The following is a 16,172-nucleotide window of genomic DNA, read 5'->3' as shown; positions in this document are numbered from 1 at the left end:
ATGCGCAGTAGATGAAATATTTGCATATCAGTATACAGCATATCGTTGGATTTATTGCTGACATATCCTTCAATTAGGCGCACACTATAGCCCTATAAAAGCATGCTTTGCCAAAATAATTTTTTGATACCCAAGTCATTTTAAAAATCAACGTACAGAAATTGCTTCGGTATATTATTTTTAAGGGCATAGTCATGGACAAAACCATATCAAAAATTGTCATCATAGGCGGTGGCGCTGGTGGGCTTGAGCTAGCAACTCAATTAGGGCACAAATTAGGAAAGAAACAACACGCAAATATATTACTCATTGATAAAAACCGCACTCATATATGGAAACCGTTATTGCATGAAGTAGCAACCGGCTCTATTGATGCCGATTTAGATGGCGTTGTATACTCAGCGCATGCGGCCAAGCACCACTATAACTTCCAACTTGGTACCTTTTGTAACCTCGATAACAATAATAAAACCATTACCTTAAGCCCTCTATATGACGAGTTAGGGCATCAAATACTACCTAAACGAACCGTACACTATGATCATTTAGTTATTGCCATTGGCAGTGTCAGTAACGACTTCAACACCCCGGGTATTAAAGACCATTGCTTTTACCTTGATTCAAACCAACAAGCCGAGCGTTTTCAACACGCCTTACTAGATAACTTTACTCGCCTTCATCAAGACGACGACCCATTGCATTCATTAAACATTGCTATTGTTGGCGGTGGGGCAACTGGCGTTGAACTCTCAGCTGAGTTGTATCATGTTTCTGATTTACTCAAAATATACGGTTTAACCAATATGTCGGCGAAACGCTTGCACATACATTTGATTGAAGCGGGTCCCAGAATTTTACCGGCGCTGTCTGAGCGAATTGCCAGCTCAGCCAAACGTGAATTATTAAGATTAGGGGTTACCGTACGAGAAAACACCCAAGTTAAACAAGCAACCGAGCATGGCTTTATCACTAATAATGACGAGCAAATAAATGCGGATATTATGGTGTGGGCAGCAGGAGTAAAAGCACCCGATTTCATTAAAGGGCTAGACATATTTGAGCTGACACGTAGCAATCAAATAAAAGTGAATGATTACTTACAAAGTAGCCAAGACCCTCAAATCTATGTACTCGGTGATTGCTGCGCGTTTACTCAAGACGATGGGACTCAAGTGCCGCCACGCGCACAATCGGCTCATCAAATGGCACAATGCGTTGAAAAAAATCTAATTGCTACACTACGTGAGCAGCCCCTGAAAAAGTTTGAATATAATGACCATGGCTCACTGGTAAATTTATCGCGATACAGCACGGTGGGCAGCTTAATGGGTAACCTAACCAGTAGTAGCTTTTTTATTGAAGGTAAAATTGCCCGCTTTATGTATATCTCACTATATAGAATGCATCAGCGCGCTATCCACGGCAGTGCCAAAACCTTTGCTTTGTGGATCAGCGAAAAAGTACTGCGTGTTGTTCGCCCAAAAATGAAATTGCACTAAATAACCTGAAACCCGGATAATAAATCCATCTCAAGCAGATTTCAGGTTAAATAGTTACATCAGTCGCGGTAATAAATACAATTAAACAAATATTTATTACCGCCGTCTTTAATTTTTCATAATTCACATATAAATTTACATAAACCATTCACGGAATTTAGTAATGACCTTTAAAACGCTTATTTTTAATTTTGATGGTACCGGCAGTGAACCCCGCGACGCAGACCAGTTTAGTACAGAGCATTTTAAAGAAGACGCCAGTATTTCTAATATTTTAAAACTGCATTTATTGCTCGGCGGTAAACTTGATGATTCCCCCACTACCCCATTTTCACAGCAATTAAGTTTTTATTACCAAGGCATAGGCACCAAAGGCAGTCGTTTAAAACGAATTTTAAATCAAACACTTGCCCCACGCTCTGAAGACGTAGCTAGTATTTTGACTCAGGCTATTACAGATTTTAAGCAACATTATCAAAGTGGCGATACTGTTCTACTTACCGGTTTTAGCAGAGGCGCTGCATTAGCACGGCGTTTTGCTAAATGCCTAGAGCCATTAATAAATGAGCAAGTATATTTGTGTGTGTTTGACACTGTGGCCTCAATAGGCCTATCAAAGATAAGTAAAGCTGCCCGTGGCGCAGAGCATGTGGTTTTTGAAAATCATACTATTGCCAATAATGTAGCTGGAGCACTACATTGTGTCGCGCTCGATGAAAAACGACGGGCCTTTGAGCCCACATTAATGAATCAACAAGCTAACATTACCGAGCTGTGGTTTGCAGGAGCCCATTCCGATGTAGGGGGCGGCTACTATCGCGATGGACTTGCCGATATCTGCTTGCGTTATGCGCTTGAGTGGCTCATTGCTCAACCGCTATCGGTCTCGTTATTAACCAGCCATGACATAGACTATGAAAACCTTTTACCTGAGAGTAACTTAGTTGCCCAAGATGATGTGACAGTTATTCCCGATCCACTGGCGCTAAGTCATCAACAAAATTACTTTTGGTTAAACCCGTTTTTTAAGCTGGTTGATAGGCAGTGCTGTGTATTAGTTAACGATGAAATTAGCCACAATGCTCCATTAATACATCACAGTGTTGCCCAGCGAATTAATAAGTTAACCAGCTACCGACCTGAATCGTTAAAAAATATACATTATAAAATGATTTACAGCGATGACAGTACACTAAACTTTATGGGGCTTAGTAGTCATATAATGCTCGCCAATCAAAATATGAGCTTACTGAGTGTTAATCAAAGCCAAGATGTGATGGTGTACGCCAGTGAAGCTTACAACGCTACCGGCTTAATGCTTGCCCAAGGTGCAACCTATCGCTTTACTCCTTACCCTAACCAATTTTGGTATGACGATGGTGTAAAGTGCCCTCCCTCTGGCTGGCATCGCGATAATGTGCAACTCGGCGTTAAAGAAATCCCTATGGCATTACTTGAGCCATTTAGGCGTTTAGCCACTGCGCAGTGGTTTAGCTTAATAGGAACAATTGGCCAAAGCGATGACCATGCATTTGAAATTGCCGAAGGCGTTGATATAACCATTAAAAAATCAGGAGAATTTTGTCCATTTGCTAATGATTTAAGTCGTTTTTATGGGGCGAATGCTGGCAGAATAAAGCTCAAGGTAACATGCTTAAGCTGATAAAGTGCCCTAATAATCAGTGCACTTTATACTGCAAAGTGCACTGAGCTAGGGATAGCTGGTGGATGTTATTGCTTTTTCATTTTATGCCCTTTCACGGCATAAAATAATATAAATAAGTAACAAGGTAACAATACTGAGTAACCTGTTTGTAGCGAGGTAAAACCACTTAGTAAACCCCATAACACCGGACCAAATGCACCACCTGCAATACCCATTACTAACAGTGCTGAGCCTGTGCTGGTTAGTTTACCTAACCCTGATAACGCTAGTGGGAAAACCGCTGGCCAAACAATGGCGTTTGCTAAGCCTAAAAAGGCAATTAGTAGTAAAGCGTCTGGTAAATTAGCGCCTCCTAAAGGCACCAGTATGGCATTGGCAATAACAAAAGACTGCGCATCAATAAACAAAATGCACAGGGTGATCACAATACCCAATACAGCCGATGCTGTTAAGGCCGCTTGTTGAGAGATAAATTTAGGGATAAGTAAAATACCTAAAATATAACCAAACACCATAAACATCATAGTGTATGAAGTCATTACCCCATAGTTTTCAATACCCAGCGATAGTGCAAAAGTACCTATGGTATCGCCAGCAATAACCTCTACCGCAACATACAAAAAGATAGCAATTGCACCTAACACCAAGTTTGGATGAGAGAGTGTTTCACGAATTTCACCTTTGTCGTTTATTGCTTCTACTTCATCATTGATAAGCTCAGGCAGCGGAGACTTTTTAACCGCAAAAGCTAATACACCAATAAATAAGGCCATGCCTAAGTAAGGTAAAATAAGACCATTTGCCATATCATCAACTTGCTGTTGGCTTAGATCTGTGCCCACGGTACCGGTAAAGTTACTTAAAATTAAGGCGGTAAAAACCATCGGTGAGATAACTCCTGCGCCTTTATTTAAAATCCCCATAATACTAATACGTACAGCAGCCGATTCTTCTGGCCCTAAACGTATTACATACGGATTAACCGCGGTTTGTAATAAGGTTTGCCCTGCGCCCATTACCAACTGCGCTAGTAAAAACAAAGGAAAAAACTGCGACATAGCAGCAGGAATAAACATTAAGCCTGCTAACATCATACAGCCCATCCCCAATGCCATACCGTTTTTGTAGCCGACCTTTTTGATCAGTACTGCCGAGGGCAGCGCTGTAAATGTGACCGCAATATAAAAGGAAAATAAAATTAACGACCCTTGAAATGGGGTTAACTGTAAAATTTGACTTAAGTAAGGCATTAACGAGCCATTAAGCCAAGTAGCAAAGCCCAGTATAAAAAATAATACCGCAACAATGGCCATTGGGACCACGCTACTATTTTTGGATGTATCCATAACATTGGTTGTCATGTTATTTTCCTTTATTTATATTTATTATGTTGTTAACAAACCCGAGCGCCGCCAATCCACGTGCTAATGACTTGTTGTTGTGTGTTTAATTGTACAAAATCTGCTGGACTACCCAATATTAATCGCCCGTGTGTGGCAGGCAACTTTAAATACTGAGCAGGATATAAGCTCGCCATTTTAAGCGCTTGCGCTAATGGCTGTTTTAAATGAGTTACAGTGTTTCTAACTGCGGTTGCCATATCAAGCGCAGAGCCGGCCAACTCGCCTGTTGTAGAGGTGAGTTTACCATTCTCTAAGGTGACAGTTCGGTCAAAAAAAGCAAACTGAGTGTCATCTGTTCCCACTGGTGGCATCGCATCAGTAACTAAAAACACGTGCCCTATTGGTTTTGCTTTTAATGCCAGTTGGCATGCTGCGTAATCAACATGATGGCCATCAACAATTAAGCCACAATAAGTATCATCATTTAATAATGCACAGCCAACCACACCCGGCTCACGCCCTTGTAGTGGTGACATAGCATTATACAAATGCGTAAATCCGGTTGCCCCAGCATCAACGCCCTGTTGAGCCTGTTCAAAGCTTGCATTGGTATGACCTAAACAAACCTGAATCCCTAAATCGCGCATTTTGGTAATATCGCTTGGTAGTACATTTTCAGGCGCTAAGGTGACTACAACTTTACCTAAATCTTGACGAGATAACACCTGCCACTCTTGTTCAGAAATAGGACGAATAAAATCAGCGCTGTGAGCCCCCTTTTTTGCCACTGATAAGTGCGGCCCTTCAAAGTGAATACCAATAATACCTGGCGTTTTTTGGGCTATCGCCTTAGCAATTACATCGGCTGCTTGGCGCATTACTTCTACGGTGTCGGTAATTAACGTTGGCAGCATAGCAGTTGTACCGTATTTGGCATGTGCTAGCAGTATTTTTTTAACCCCTGCAACACTGCTAGTACGGTTAAACAACTCACCGCCACCGCCATTAACTTGTAAGTCAATAAAGCCAGGTGCGACTAAACCCGTTAGGTGCTCGTCTGTCTGCTGTACGTTATCATCTATTGCCGTAATAATACCCGCATCAATGCTTAGCACTTTGTCGTTAACAAAGTGCTCGCCATCAAAAAACTGGGCTACATGAATTCGTTTAACTGACATTTATAATGTCCTTGTTACTTTTTTAAGCCCCTTTGGCTCATCAGGATTAAAACCACGGCTTAATGCCACTTTTGCCACATCAAGATAAAAACGCTGTAATACTAAAAATGGCGCCAATCGCGGATGTACTTTAATACCTTGTTGGTTAAGGCTAATCACTTGTGCACCGCGTTTTTTGACCTCAGCAATTTGCTGCTGATGTGACTCTTTGGTTTCATCATCAACCGAACAATCTAAAATCACTAACCCTTGCTCAACTAAGGTCACCGGACCATGTAAAAACTCCGCACTACTAAATGATTCAGCATGAATAGCACACACCTCTTTAAGCTTAAGTGCCATTTCTTTTGAGATAGAAAATCCTAAACCACGTGCCAATACCACCATATTCTTAATATTTGCAAACTCAGTAGGTTGCAGCTGAGTTGGCGAATCTATAATGGCATTCAGCGCGCTAGGTAACTCGTCAAGCCCTTGTAATAATGACTCATTTTGAGTCCAATTAGCAACAATATGTACTAAGGCTGATAACGTTGCCAAATAGCTTTTTGTTGCCGCCACCGAAATTTCGTCGCCGGCTTTAAGAGGAACAAAATCATCGACTATGTCTTGTAGAGGTGACGCTTCATCGTTAACCAGCGCAATACAATAAGCGCCCGCCTCTTTCGCCATTTTTGCCTGGGCAAGAATGTCTGGGCTGCGTCCTGATTGAGAAATTACAATCACAACAGCGCCTTCAAGCTTTAATGTTTTACCATATACACTCGCCACTGATGGCGCTGCTGAACTGACCGGTACACCCGCTTCAATTTCAATTAAATACTTACCAAAAACACCAGCATGATCTGATGAACCGCGACCAATCATCATAACCACCTTAGGGGCCATATCGCGAAGCTTATGACCAATTTTTTCCACTAAAGGTTGGTTGGCAATAATTTGCTTTTCAATAACATTTGGCGTTTGCGCCGCTTCTTTTTCCATTAGTGTGTTAAACATCATAACTCCTGGCTGCTGTAATTAACGTGCTGTTGTTTAGCGTAAAGTACAGACCCCATTTCTGGTGACGATAATGGGGCTGATAAAATAGCTTGTATGTCTGGGTCTAACCATGTTGTCATCACGGTTGATAAGCCACCAATAAACGAAAGCCTTGGTGGGTTTTTATCTAATAATTGTCGTGCAATGTCGCTTAAATAAGCGCCACCTTCTTTTAAAATGGCAATTGCTGTGGCATCGTTCGCCTGTGCTGATTGAAAAACACATCCTGCAAGTTGCGCAAAAAAGGCTGCAGGCTTATTGGCAATCACTTCAACAAGTTGCATTGCATCGCTGACTTCTAAATACTTCATTAACAAGTTAGTAAGCGCACCACTTGGGATTAATTTATCTAGGCTAAGCAGCACATACTGACAAGCAGTAAAGCCAATCCATGCACCACTGCCTTTGTCACCATGTGGAAAGCCATGACCACCAATCATAAACGATTGGCCATTAACGTATGAAAATCCACACGAACCAGTGCCAGCAATCATCACTGCGCCATCCTCGCCCTGATGAGCGCCCATACAAGCAATAAGTAAATCAGTAGTTAAGTGCATGGCTTTAAATGGGTGTTGCCATTGTGTCATTTGATTATGCAAACTTGGTAAGTTAACCCCAGCTAGGCCAACCCCTGCAATAAGCTCAGATAAAGGCATATCTTTAAGCCCTGCATCTTGTAATGCTAAACGCGCTGATTGCTCAATAGAATGAGTTGCTTGATTAAAACCATGTAACGGGTTACCTGGGCCTGCCACACCGGTGCCGACTATGTTATTACAGCTATTGACGATAATTGCTTTACATTTAGTGCCGCCGCCATCGATCCCCACAAAGAGTTGATTGTTTTTAATATTGTTGGTGATCATTTTTGCCTCTTAAGTTGTTCGACCGTTTTGCAAAACACTAAAATAAAGCCGGACTGTCATACTGTATGAATCTTATACTAGCACAAATGACAGCGTTGTCATTACTTTTATTTACAAATAAATAACTTCTTCAATCGTCAATAATTTAACGGAAAAACGCACCTTAACGGTGCGTTACTTTAAGCTTTCTGCTTACACGACTAGCTGATGGAGTCTTAGATCGAACCCATACATCTTGTGTTACTTTGACAGGTTGTGTGTAGGTTTGCCATTGCTCATCACCTTGTTTGTATTCAATCACTAAACCAGGGTAAGCAATATTAGCGTACAACATGCTATTCTCAATTTTAGCACCTGCATTTGCAAGACGATAATGCACATCAGCACGTTCTAACTTGGCAAATTCTTTAAGCCCCATGGTAGCAGCAAAAGTTTGCCATTGCTGATCGCGCTGCTGCTTTAATTCAGGGCTAAAGCGATTTGTTTGTTGGCTGTAAACAAAGCCATTGTGATCATACGGTACCGCCCAATCCGCTTTATGCCAAGCGCGCTGTGCCAGCGATAATAATCGTGGGAATAGCTTATATTCAGCCATATTATTGGTACGCGTATTTTCGCTCCATAATTGACCCTGAATACCCACAAAACGTTTATCTTTAGCTAAAGGCGCGGATACGACCTTGCCTTGCTCATCATGCTGTAATGTGTCATCAGCTACATAAGGCTTATCTTCTCTATCAAGCCAAAATTCAGCATGAATAGGCAAATTATCTGGCATAAACTGAAATATTTTCTCAGTATTTATGTGTCTTGAAGCCCAGTAATAACCATGCTCTTGTGGGTCTGCCTCATACGGAAAGTCAAAATACAGCACATCTGGCGACGAAAGCACTGCTTGCCAATTTCTATTGGCAAATTCATGTGCACGCTGATGGCCATTCCACATTAATAAATCCCAAATATTACCTTGCACAACCTCTGGCATATTCTCTGGGTTAGTATGCGATAAGCCATCGCTCCATGCTGCGGTTTCAATATTCATATCAGCCAACATATTAGCGATACGTTCAATAAAATAACTGCCCAGCTGACCTGCTTCGGTAATTTCGAACTTATTTTGTTTAATAAAATCAGCACAAGCAGGTGAATCGACCCATGCCCCGGCGGTTTCATCGGCACCTATGTGATAACGAGTTAGCGGATGCTGTGCCTCACTATGAATACTTTTTACTTGTTCCATTACTTCACGGATAAACGCATAGGATGAGTCTAAACACACATTAATGGTATTGTCGTTGTAGTGCTGTACCGACGAATAGAGCGTTGTATCAAGCGGGTCATAAAGTAAAAACTGTTCGGCTTTTTGTTTATCGCCTTGTTGAATATATTTATTATAACGCGCTTGCATGGATTTAATCGCAGCGCGAGAATGTCCTGGCATATCAAGCGATGGGATCACTTGAATGTGGCGCGCGCTCGCCGCTTTAAGTATTTCTTGGTAGTCTGCTAACGAATAATAGCCGTTTGCCGCACTTGAAGTATCAAGCCCTGCGCCTAGTTGTGGCATTAAACATTGCTGCTCACTTTGATCAAAACAACGCTTTGCACCTATATCTGTAAGTTCAGGCAGTGATGGAATTTCTAAACGCCAGCCTTCATCATCACCTAAGTGTAAATGTAACTTGTTAAGTTTATAAGCAGCCATTTGATCAAGTAACTTTAAAATAAAGCCTTTATCACGAAAGTTTCGCGCTACATCAACCAACACACCTCTAAACTGATAATGTGGTGCGTCAATAACTTCTCCCACAGGTAATATATTACTGTTAACCTGATATAAGCTCGCTAAACTTTGCAGAGCATAAAAAACACCCGTTTCGTCAACTGCATCGATTACAACCTCATCGGCTTTAATTGCTAATTTATAACTACCATTAAGCTGATCTTTTTTAACAGTGGAATTGAGTGTGACCTTAATTGCCGCTGCATCATCGTTTAAATTAATACCTAGTAGTTCCAGCCGCTCGATTGCAGCCAATACACTTGATTTATTAACTTCTGCATAATTAATATTAAGCCCTTGGCTAATATCAAGCGTTTGAGTTTGACTAAACTCGCTAACGCGTGGGGTGGGTATAATTTGCTGAGCAATGACATTACTCACTTGATTTTGCGAGGTTAAATAAGCTGAAAAGTCATACTTTTCATTACGCTCAAACAAGCGCTCAGCAGTAAGCCACTGTGTTTTGTCGCCCGCAGTACGTTTAAACTGACGAGTGTAATCGGTATAAGGTTCTACATGAGGTAATAGCTCTAAGCCCGTCTCTGGGTCAATTTTAGGCTTTGTACTTTCAATCACTTTAGCGGTGTCATTGTTATTCACCACGATATAGTTAGGAATAGCGTCGCTTTGCGATAATGACCAAAAATGCGCATAAAAAGTAATCGTTTTAGTCTCACCGGCTTTAAAGCCAGTAAACCCACCTTTAAGCTCAATGACATGAATATCGCCATTAACGTGTTTAATAGTAAATTCATCGCTAATCGACTTTTGTATAGGCGTAATTTGACTAAAGTAAATTTTCCATTGGTCAACGTTAATTGCCGAGTTGGCAGTTAAATGTAAATTCGCTTTAAAACAGTGACCGTTTTCAATATCTGGATCGCACTGTGCTGATGGGCGGTTATCAACTTGCTGATATTTTATTTGTAATGTGTTAGCAAGTAACTCCACCGCACTATCGTTTGCAGGGCTTAGCTGAACCGATGCCGTATTTTGTCCTTCAACATTGCCCTGACATGCACTTAAACCTAGTGCTAAGCAGCATGCTGTCAGTAATGATTGAATCTTCATTCGCTACTCTCCCTTTATTATTAACTTAGTCACTCAAGCATCTCTTTCAAATGCTAAAAATTAAGCCGATTTTTCAATACATTTATTCTTAGTGCGGTTAGTTTATAATGTACCATCAGCTAAAAAATATTTTATGCTTTAAATTAATCACTATTCATATCTAGTAATTGCTACCTTAGCCAAACAATCCACTACGTAGGTTCTAAATAATAATTAACATCGCGCTTTAATTTATGACAACGCTGTCATTTGACTGTTAATGTATCCTTTTTTTTCTTTTATAGCTACATAGGGGGCAAAAAAGATACAAAAAATTTACATGCATACGTCTTTTTTTATTTTAAATCACTGTATTTAAATGAGATTTAAATATTACTAAATCATTACCTGAAACTTTATCTACCATTCTCTCAAGAAAGGCGTATAAATTAACTGTTAAAATTCAATGATGTCTTTATAATTTAGTCGTCAAATAATAAAAACCGAGTACTGTTAACCGCTTTTGCTGTAGTCGTTAACCGATAAAGATAAATTAGTATAGTACCCAAAATGATATGTAAAGGTCTATTAAGCCGATGAGAACAACAATAAACGACGTGGCAAAAGATGCCGGAGTATCAATAAAAACGGTATCAAGAGTAATAAATAACGAAACCTCGGTCCGTGACAACACCCGTGAAAAAGTCATGGCGTCGGTCGAAAAGTTGAACTTCCAGCCAAACTTAGCAGCAAGAAGTCTTGCAGGAACAAAAGCTTACAGCATAGCTTACATTTACGACAATCCTAATGCGTACTACATTATCGACATGCAAAATGGTATTTTAGATGCGTGCAAAAAGCAGGGGTTTGAACTACTTATTCACCCATGTGATGCCAAAGAAGCGCATATTTTTGATGAAATTACTAATATGATCAAACGCACTCGTATCGCGGGAATCTTACTCACCCCGCCCTTTTCTGAAATGCCTGAGTTTGTTGAAAAGCTAACTCAACTAGACCTAAAAGTTGTGCGTATTTTATCAGGGCACAACGCGCCTGATTCATTAACACCCTGTATTATGATTGACGATAATCTCGCCTCAAAGTCAATTACTGAGCATCTAATTAATAACGGCCACACGCGCATTGGCTTTTTAGCCGGTGGCAGCGAGCATAACTCGACCAAAGAGCGCTTGGAAGGTTACAAAGCGGCGCTAACCCAATACGACATTCCTATAGATCCAAGCTTAATTATTGATGGCGAATATTCATTTGAGTCGGGGGTTGAGGGCGCTAAAACACTCATTAGCCAAACAAATAGGCCAACCGCTATCGTCTCATGTAATGATGAAATAGCCGCCGGTGCGTTATTTGCAGCCAGATTAATGAACATTGATATACCCAGCGAGCTTTCTATAACAGGGTTTGAGGATAGCCCATTCTCGCGTCAAACATGGCCAAAACTCACCACGGCTCATCAGCCAAATAATAAAATTGCTGAAGATGCGGCTAGCTTATTAATAGCCCAAATTCGTAATGGCAATGACCGCGATATTATAAAACTATACACTCCTGAGCTCGTCGTTAGAGACTCTACCGCACGTCCTCTTTAGCTTAGGTTAACCATATAATTCACTTCTGCGCTGTAACAAAGGGTCAGCGCAGAAGTGAATTAAAAACGGCCTACTTTTTGAATATACCTTCTGTATTACTGAGTTTATTTACAATAAAAAGCGCGGTAAGTTAAAACTTATCGCGCCATTACAAACTCTTCGAAGGTTAAAGCCACATGAGTTATTTTAGTAAATGAAAATTACCCCTCACTTATCGCTGTATTTAAACCGGCCTCAGCATCAGCGAGCATAGCAAACTCCTCATCTGCACTTTTGGCCACTAAATGTTTAGAGCTAAAGCCAAAGTAATACGCCGCACCGACTATAAACAGCACCATAGTGTATAAAAAAGCACGGGGGTCAAAGGCGTACACACCAGTCAAAGCAATCAAGGATAAACACAATGCTATGCTTGAAGTGACAATGCCGCCAGGCGTTTTATAAGGTCGAGGTAAATCAGGTTGTTTTAAGCGCAACATTATATGACTGAACGCCATTAACGCATACGATACCGTTGCCCCCACTACCGCCATAGCTAACATTAAATCGCCCTCACCACTTAGTGAAGCTAAAAAACCAAATACAGCAGGAACAATAAGCGCTCGTGCTGGCACTTTACGCGCTGTGGTAATTGATAACGAACGCGGTAAATACCCCGCACGCGATAACGCGAACACCAATCGACTATAGCCATAAATAATAGAGAAAAATGAAGCCACCAGCCCCGCTAATCCCAGTATATTAACCACGGTTGCTAAATCGCTATTGCCCGTCGCATTTAACGCATCCACCAGCGGAACTGCGCTAGCGCCCATTGCTGTTGCACCTGCTGCGCCGGGTACTAACACAACCACTAATAACGCGGTAAACAATAAAAATACCATGGCGCCAATAATGCCTTTAGGTACATCTTTAGCCGGATCTTTTGCCTCTTCAGCCGCCAATGGCACGCCTTCAACCGCTAAAAATAACCACATAGCAAAAGGTAAAGCTACCCATACCCCATACCAACCCAAAGGTAAAAATTCATTCGCACCTGCGGCATCTGTTACTGCAACATCAAATAAATTGGTAGCATCAAAATTTGTAATTAAAACCACTGCCGTTGCAACAATAGCCAGTACCGCTAAACCGCTTATTACCATCATTACTTTTAGCGCTTCACCTACTCCAGCTAAATGAATACCTACAAACACCAAATAAAATAGTGCATAAACCCATGGGCCATTGAACCCCGTTAACGCCTCCACTGCAGAGCCAATAAATATCACAATGGCGGCCGGTGCTAACGCATATTCAATTAATACCGCAAGACCGGTTAAATAACCACCCGTTGGCCCCATTGCTTGACGAGCAAAACTATAACCCCCTCCAGCAGCAGGAATAGCAGCCGACATTTCAGCCAGCGATAAAACCAAAGTTAAATACATAATCGCCATTAGCACTGCCGCTATCGCGAAGCCGCCCCAGCCAGCTTCTGCAATACCAAAGTTCCACCCAGCAAAGTCACCTGAAATCACATACGATACCCCTAACCCTGCCAGCAATAACCAACCTGCAGTGCCACCTTTGAGCTGCCTTTTTGCTAAGTATTCTGAATTATTAGTAGACATAACATCCTCTTTATCGATATTTCATTTTTATTGTTAATTACCGTTATTCCGCATTTAAAAAATGACGGCTCGATTGTTGATGCTCAATCACATCATCCTGTGTCCGATCTTTTAAGTTCACTCCTGTTAGTTTTAATGTTTTAGCTTCATTTAATAAGTAGGCTGCCCGACTTGCCGCATCAATATAGGTCAAACCAGCAGGACGAATATTAGATATACAATTACGCAGCGAATCGTTAAGCCCTGTTTTAGGCTCCCAGGTTAAATAAAGCCCCAAGCTATCTGGTGAGCTAAGCCCCGGGCGTTCACCAATGAGCACCATCACAATTTGGACATTCAATAACTCACCAATATCATCACCAATGGCTACTCGCCCTTGTTCAACTAAGGTGATTGGAGCAAGAGTAAGAGGCTTATTAACGCTCAACTGTGAAAGTAATTCAGTTATAAAAGGAGCTGCATTTTTTTGAACCGCCAACGATGACAAACCATCAACGACCACAATGGCTAAGTCATACTTTTCTTGGGTGCTTTGCTGTTGCTCAGCAACAAAATCAAGTAATAATTGACGACTATGCTCATTTAGCTTTCGACCTAAATCTGGTCGTTGTAAATAAGTAACTCTATCAACCGCTTGGCTATGTAAATGCAATACACGCGCATTAGCTGCATTAACAGTCGCTAACTTTGCTTTCATTCCATTGATATCAAGTGGAAAATTGACTGCATCGCGCGCTTGCGCATGCGACAGTTGAAACGCCAGCATTTCAGAGGTTGGTAAACTAATACCCGCTCGACCAAGTCCTATGCGGGCATCAGTAAACTGGCGTAAGTCACGCCATGGGTTGTGTATCACATTGCCATTATTTTTATGATCAGTATTAGCAAGGTCATTTGATTTAAAATCTGCAGTCATGAACGGCCTCCCGCCAGTGCATCTAATGGCTTAGCAAATGCCGCGGGAAGACTGTGCGATAAAGTAACATCGCTACTGTTTTTCATAATGTTCATGTTAGTAAGCCACTTTTCAAATTCTGGCGCGGGACGAGAGCCTAGAACTCGGCGCACGTATAACGCATCATGAAATGAGGTAGTTTGGTAATTGAGCATAATGTCATCGGAGCCCGGAATCCCCATCACAAACGAGCACCCAGCTACACCAAGCAGCGTAAGTAAATTATCCATATCATTTTGGTCAGCCTCGGCATGATTGGTGTAACAAACGTCACATCCCATCGGAATACCCAGTAATTTGGCACAAAAATGATCCTCAAGCCCCGCGCGGGTAATTTCTTTGCCATCAAATAAATACTCCGGGCCTATAAATCCCACCACCGTATTAACTAATAGTGGATTAAATTTTCGTGCAACGGCATACGCGCGAGTTTCGCAGGTTTGCTGATCAAGCCCGTGATGAGCATTAGCCGAAAGTGAGCTGCCTTGCCCTGTTTCAAAATACATCACATTATTGCCTACCGTGCCACGCTTTAAACTCAGCGCGGCATCTTGTGCCTCAGCTAAAGTATTTAAACTAAAACCAAAACTCGAATTGGTGGCTTCTGTTCCACCAATAGACTGAAACACTAAATCAACTGGCGCCCCCGCTTCTATGCATTCAATCGTATTAGTGACATGGGTAAGCACACAGCTTTGGGTAGGAATTTCATATTTTTGAATCACCTCATCCATCAATGTCATCAATTTAATAGCCTGCGCCACGTTGTCGGTTGCGGGGTTTATACCTATCACCGCATCACCATTACCGTACAGCAACCCATCTAAAATACAGGCGGCAATGCCGTTAATATCATCTGTTGGGTGATTAGGTTGTAAACGCGTGGATAAATGCCCAGGTAAACCAATGGTGTTTCTAAATGCACTGGTTACATGGCATTTTTTAGCAATAAGGATAAGATCCTGATTACGCATTATTTTGCTAACAGCCGCAGCCATTTCCGGAGTGATCCCCTGTCTTACACTTGCAAGTACCGAGGGAGTTGCAAAGTCACTTAACAACCAATTACGAAAATCTCCCACGGTTAAATGAGCAATCGCCATAAATGCATTAGCATCGTGATCGTCCATAATTAAGCGAGTTATTTCATCGTCTTCATAAGCAATCAGTGCCTCATTTAAAAATGCCTTCAACGGAATATCCGCTAAGGTCATTTGGGCAACCGCTCGCTCTTGCGCTGATTGTGCAATAACACCCGCTAACCTGTCACCTGAGCGATGAGGAGTGGCTTTTGCCATTACTTGCGCCAAATTTTTAAAATTATACACCTGCGTGCCCAGTGTATATCGGTACCTTTGCCCCATGATCTACTCCACATAACAACTAGTTCAAACCTTGGTACAGGTTTTGCTGACCTATAAGCTATAAATCAATTTTGTTTAGTTTCAAGAGAGCTTAATTCATACCAAGACACTATCGAATTTTGGCAAATCATCATTTTTAGCTTTATTTCATATAGTTAACTATAGTTACAGGTGGTAACTTAATCTTAATAAAAATAA

At 41.4% G+C, this 16,172-nt stretch carries 11 protein-coding genes; 3 read left to right on the top strand and 8 right to left on the bottom strand.

Features of this window, described 5'->3' with window-relative positions:
* Positions 1 to 194: 194 nt before the first annotated feature.
* Both CWB76_RS04455 and CWB76_RS04450 read left to right on the top strand, forming a co-directional pair.
* Positions 195 to 1,499, top strand: coding sequence for an NAD(P)/FAD-dependent oxidoreductase (locus CWB76_RS04455; protein WP_138605748.1), 1,305 nt, complete (start codon positions 195 to 197; stop codon positions 1,497 to 1,499).
* 163 nt (positions 1,500 to 1,662) lie between these two features.
* Positions 1,663 to 3,162, top strand: a complete 1,500-nt coding sequence (locus CWB76_RS04450) for a phospholipase effector Tle1 domain-containing protein (protein WP_138605746.1) — start codon at positions 1,663 to 1,665, stop codon at positions 3,160 to 3,162.
* 68 nt (positions 3,163 to 3,230) lie between these two features.
* Here CWB76_RS04450 and nagP read toward each other — a convergent pair whose 3' ends face one another.
* The 5 genes from nagP to CWB76_RS04425 form a co-directional block, all read right to left on the bottom strand.
* Positions 3,231 to 4,526: an N-acetylglucosamine MFS transporter NagP gene (nagP, locus tag CWB76_RS04445; RefSeq protein ID WP_138605744.1), complete on the bottom strand. Its 1,296-nt coding sequence runs from the start codon at positions 4,524 to 4,526 to the stop codon at positions 3,231 to 3,233.
* A 32-nt stretch (positions 4,527 to 4,558) separates the two neighbouring features.
* Positions 4,559 to 5,686: an N-acetylglucosamine-6-phosphate deacetylase gene (gene nagA / locus CWB76_RS04440; protein WP_138605742.1), complete on the bottom strand. Its 1,128-nt coding sequence runs from the start codon at positions 5,684 to 5,686 to the stop codon at positions 4,559 to 4,561.
* Complete coding sequence (gene nagB-II / locus CWB76_RS04435) at positions 5,687 to 6,685, bottom strand: glucosamine-6-phosphate deaminase NagB-II (RefSeq protein ID WP_010389493.1); 999 nt, start codon at positions 6,683 to 6,685, stop codon at positions 5,687 to 5,689. It abuts the gene before it with no gap.
* Positions 6,685 to 7,596 carry an N-acetylglucosamine kinase gene (gene nagK, locus CWB76_RS04430; protein ID WP_075170065.1) on the bottom strand — a complete coding sequence of 304 codons (912 nt, stop codon included), beginning with the start codon at positions 7,594 to 7,596 and terminating at the stop codon, positions 6,685 to 6,687. The genes nagB-II and nagK overlap by 1 nt, the downstream gene beginning before the upstream one ends.
* A 163-nt stretch (positions 7,597 to 7,759) precedes the next feature.
* Positions 7,760 to 10,450 (bottom strand): beta-N-acetylhexosaminidase, encoded by a 2,691-nt coding sequence (locus CWB76_RS04425; protein ID WP_138605740.1) that lies wholly within the window; start codon positions 10,448 to 10,450, stop codon positions 7,760 to 7,762.
* Between the two features lie 575 nt (positions 10,451 to 11,025).
* Here CWB76_RS04425 and CWB76_RS04420 point away from each other — a divergent pair.
* Entirely contained in the window at positions 11,026 to 12,042 is a 1,017-nt protein-coding gene (locus CWB76_RS04420) for a LacI family DNA-binding transcriptional regulator (RefSeq protein WP_138605738.1), read from the top strand.
* Between the two features lie 200 nt (positions 12,043 to 12,242).
* Here CWB76_RS04420 and eat read toward each other — a convergent pair whose 3' ends face one another.
* Genes eat through CWB76_RS04405 form a run of 3 tightly spaced genes read right to left on the bottom strand, consistent with a single transcriptional unit; the run spans position 12,243 to position 15,974 of the window.
* Entirely contained in the window at positions 12,243 to 13,655 is a 1,413-nt protein-coding gene (gene eat, locus CWB76_RS04415) for an ethanolamine permease (RefSeq protein ID WP_138605736.1), read from the bottom strand.
* Between the two features lie 43 nt (positions 13,656 to 13,698).
* The gene (gene eutC, locus CWB76_RS04410; protein WP_138605734.1) at positions 13,699 to 14,571 is read right to left on the bottom strand and encodes an ethanolamine ammonia-lyase subunit EutC; all 873 of its coding nucleotides are present in this window, start codon (positions 14,569 to 14,571) and stop codon (positions 13,699 to 13,701) included.
* Positions 14,568 to 15,974, bottom strand: coding sequence for an ethanolamine ammonia-lyase subunit EutB (locus CWB76_RS04405; RefSeq protein ID WP_008114355.1), 1,407 nt, complete (start codon positions 15,972 to 15,974; stop codon positions 14,568 to 14,570). The genes eutC and CWB76_RS04405 overlap by 4 nt, the downstream gene beginning before the upstream one ends.
* Positions 15,975 to 16,172 lie beyond the last annotated feature (198 nt).

This window comes from Pseudoalteromonas sp. S1609, assembly GCF_005887255.1.
Lineage (GTDB): Bacteria > Pseudomonadota > Gammaproteobacteria > Enterobacterales > Alteromonadaceae > Pseudoalteromonas.
This window is presented reverse-complemented; position numbering and strand designations above follow the sequence as displayed.

What these genes read in the sequence shown, in the direction of transcription:
- nagA (WP_138605742.1), bottom strand. Translation starts at nt 5,686, where the DNA reads ATGTCAGTTAAACGAATTCATGTAGCCCAGTTTTTTGATGGCGAGCAC.
- CWB76_RS04455 (WP_138605748.1), top strand. Translation starts at nt 195, where the DNA reads ATGGACAAAACCATATCAAAAATTGTCATCATAGGCGGTGGCGCTGGT.
- nagK (WP_075170065.1), bottom strand. Translation starts at nt 7,596, where the DNA reads ATGATCACCAACAATATTAAAAACAATCAACTCTTTGTGGGGATCGAT.
- eat (WP_138605736.1), bottom strand. Translation starts at nt 13,655, where the DNA reads ATGTCTACTAATAATTCAGAATACTTAGCAAAAAGGCAGCTCAAAGGT.
- CWB76_RS04450 (WP_138605746.1), top strand. Translation starts at nt 1,663, where the DNA reads ATGACCTTTAAAACGCTTATTTTTAATTTTGATGGTACCGGCAGTGAA.
- CWB76_RS04420 (WP_138605738.1), top strand. Translation starts at nt 11,026, where the DNA reads ATGAGAACAACAATAAACGACGTGGCAAAAGATGCCGGAGTATCAATA.
- eutC (WP_138605734.1), bottom strand. Translation starts at nt 14,571, where the DNA reads ATGACTGCAGATTTTAAATCAAATGACCTTGCTAATACTGATCATAAA.
- CWB76_RS04425 (WP_138605740.1), bottom strand. Translation starts at nt 10,450, where the DNA reads ATGAAGATTCAATCATTACTGACAGCATGCTGCTTAGCACTAGGTTTA.
- CWB76_RS04405 (WP_008114355.1), bottom strand. Translation starts at nt 15,974, where the DNA reads ATGGGGCAAAGGTACCGATATACACTGGGCACGCAGGTGTATAATTTT.
- nagB-II (WP_010389493.1), bottom strand. Translation starts at nt 6,685, where the DNA reads ATGTTTAACACACTAATGGAAAAAGAAGCGGCGCAAACGCCAAATGTT.
- nagP (WP_138605744.1), bottom strand. Translation starts at nt 4,526, where the DNA reads ATGACAACCAATGTTATGGATACATCCAAAAATAGTAGCGTGGTCCCA.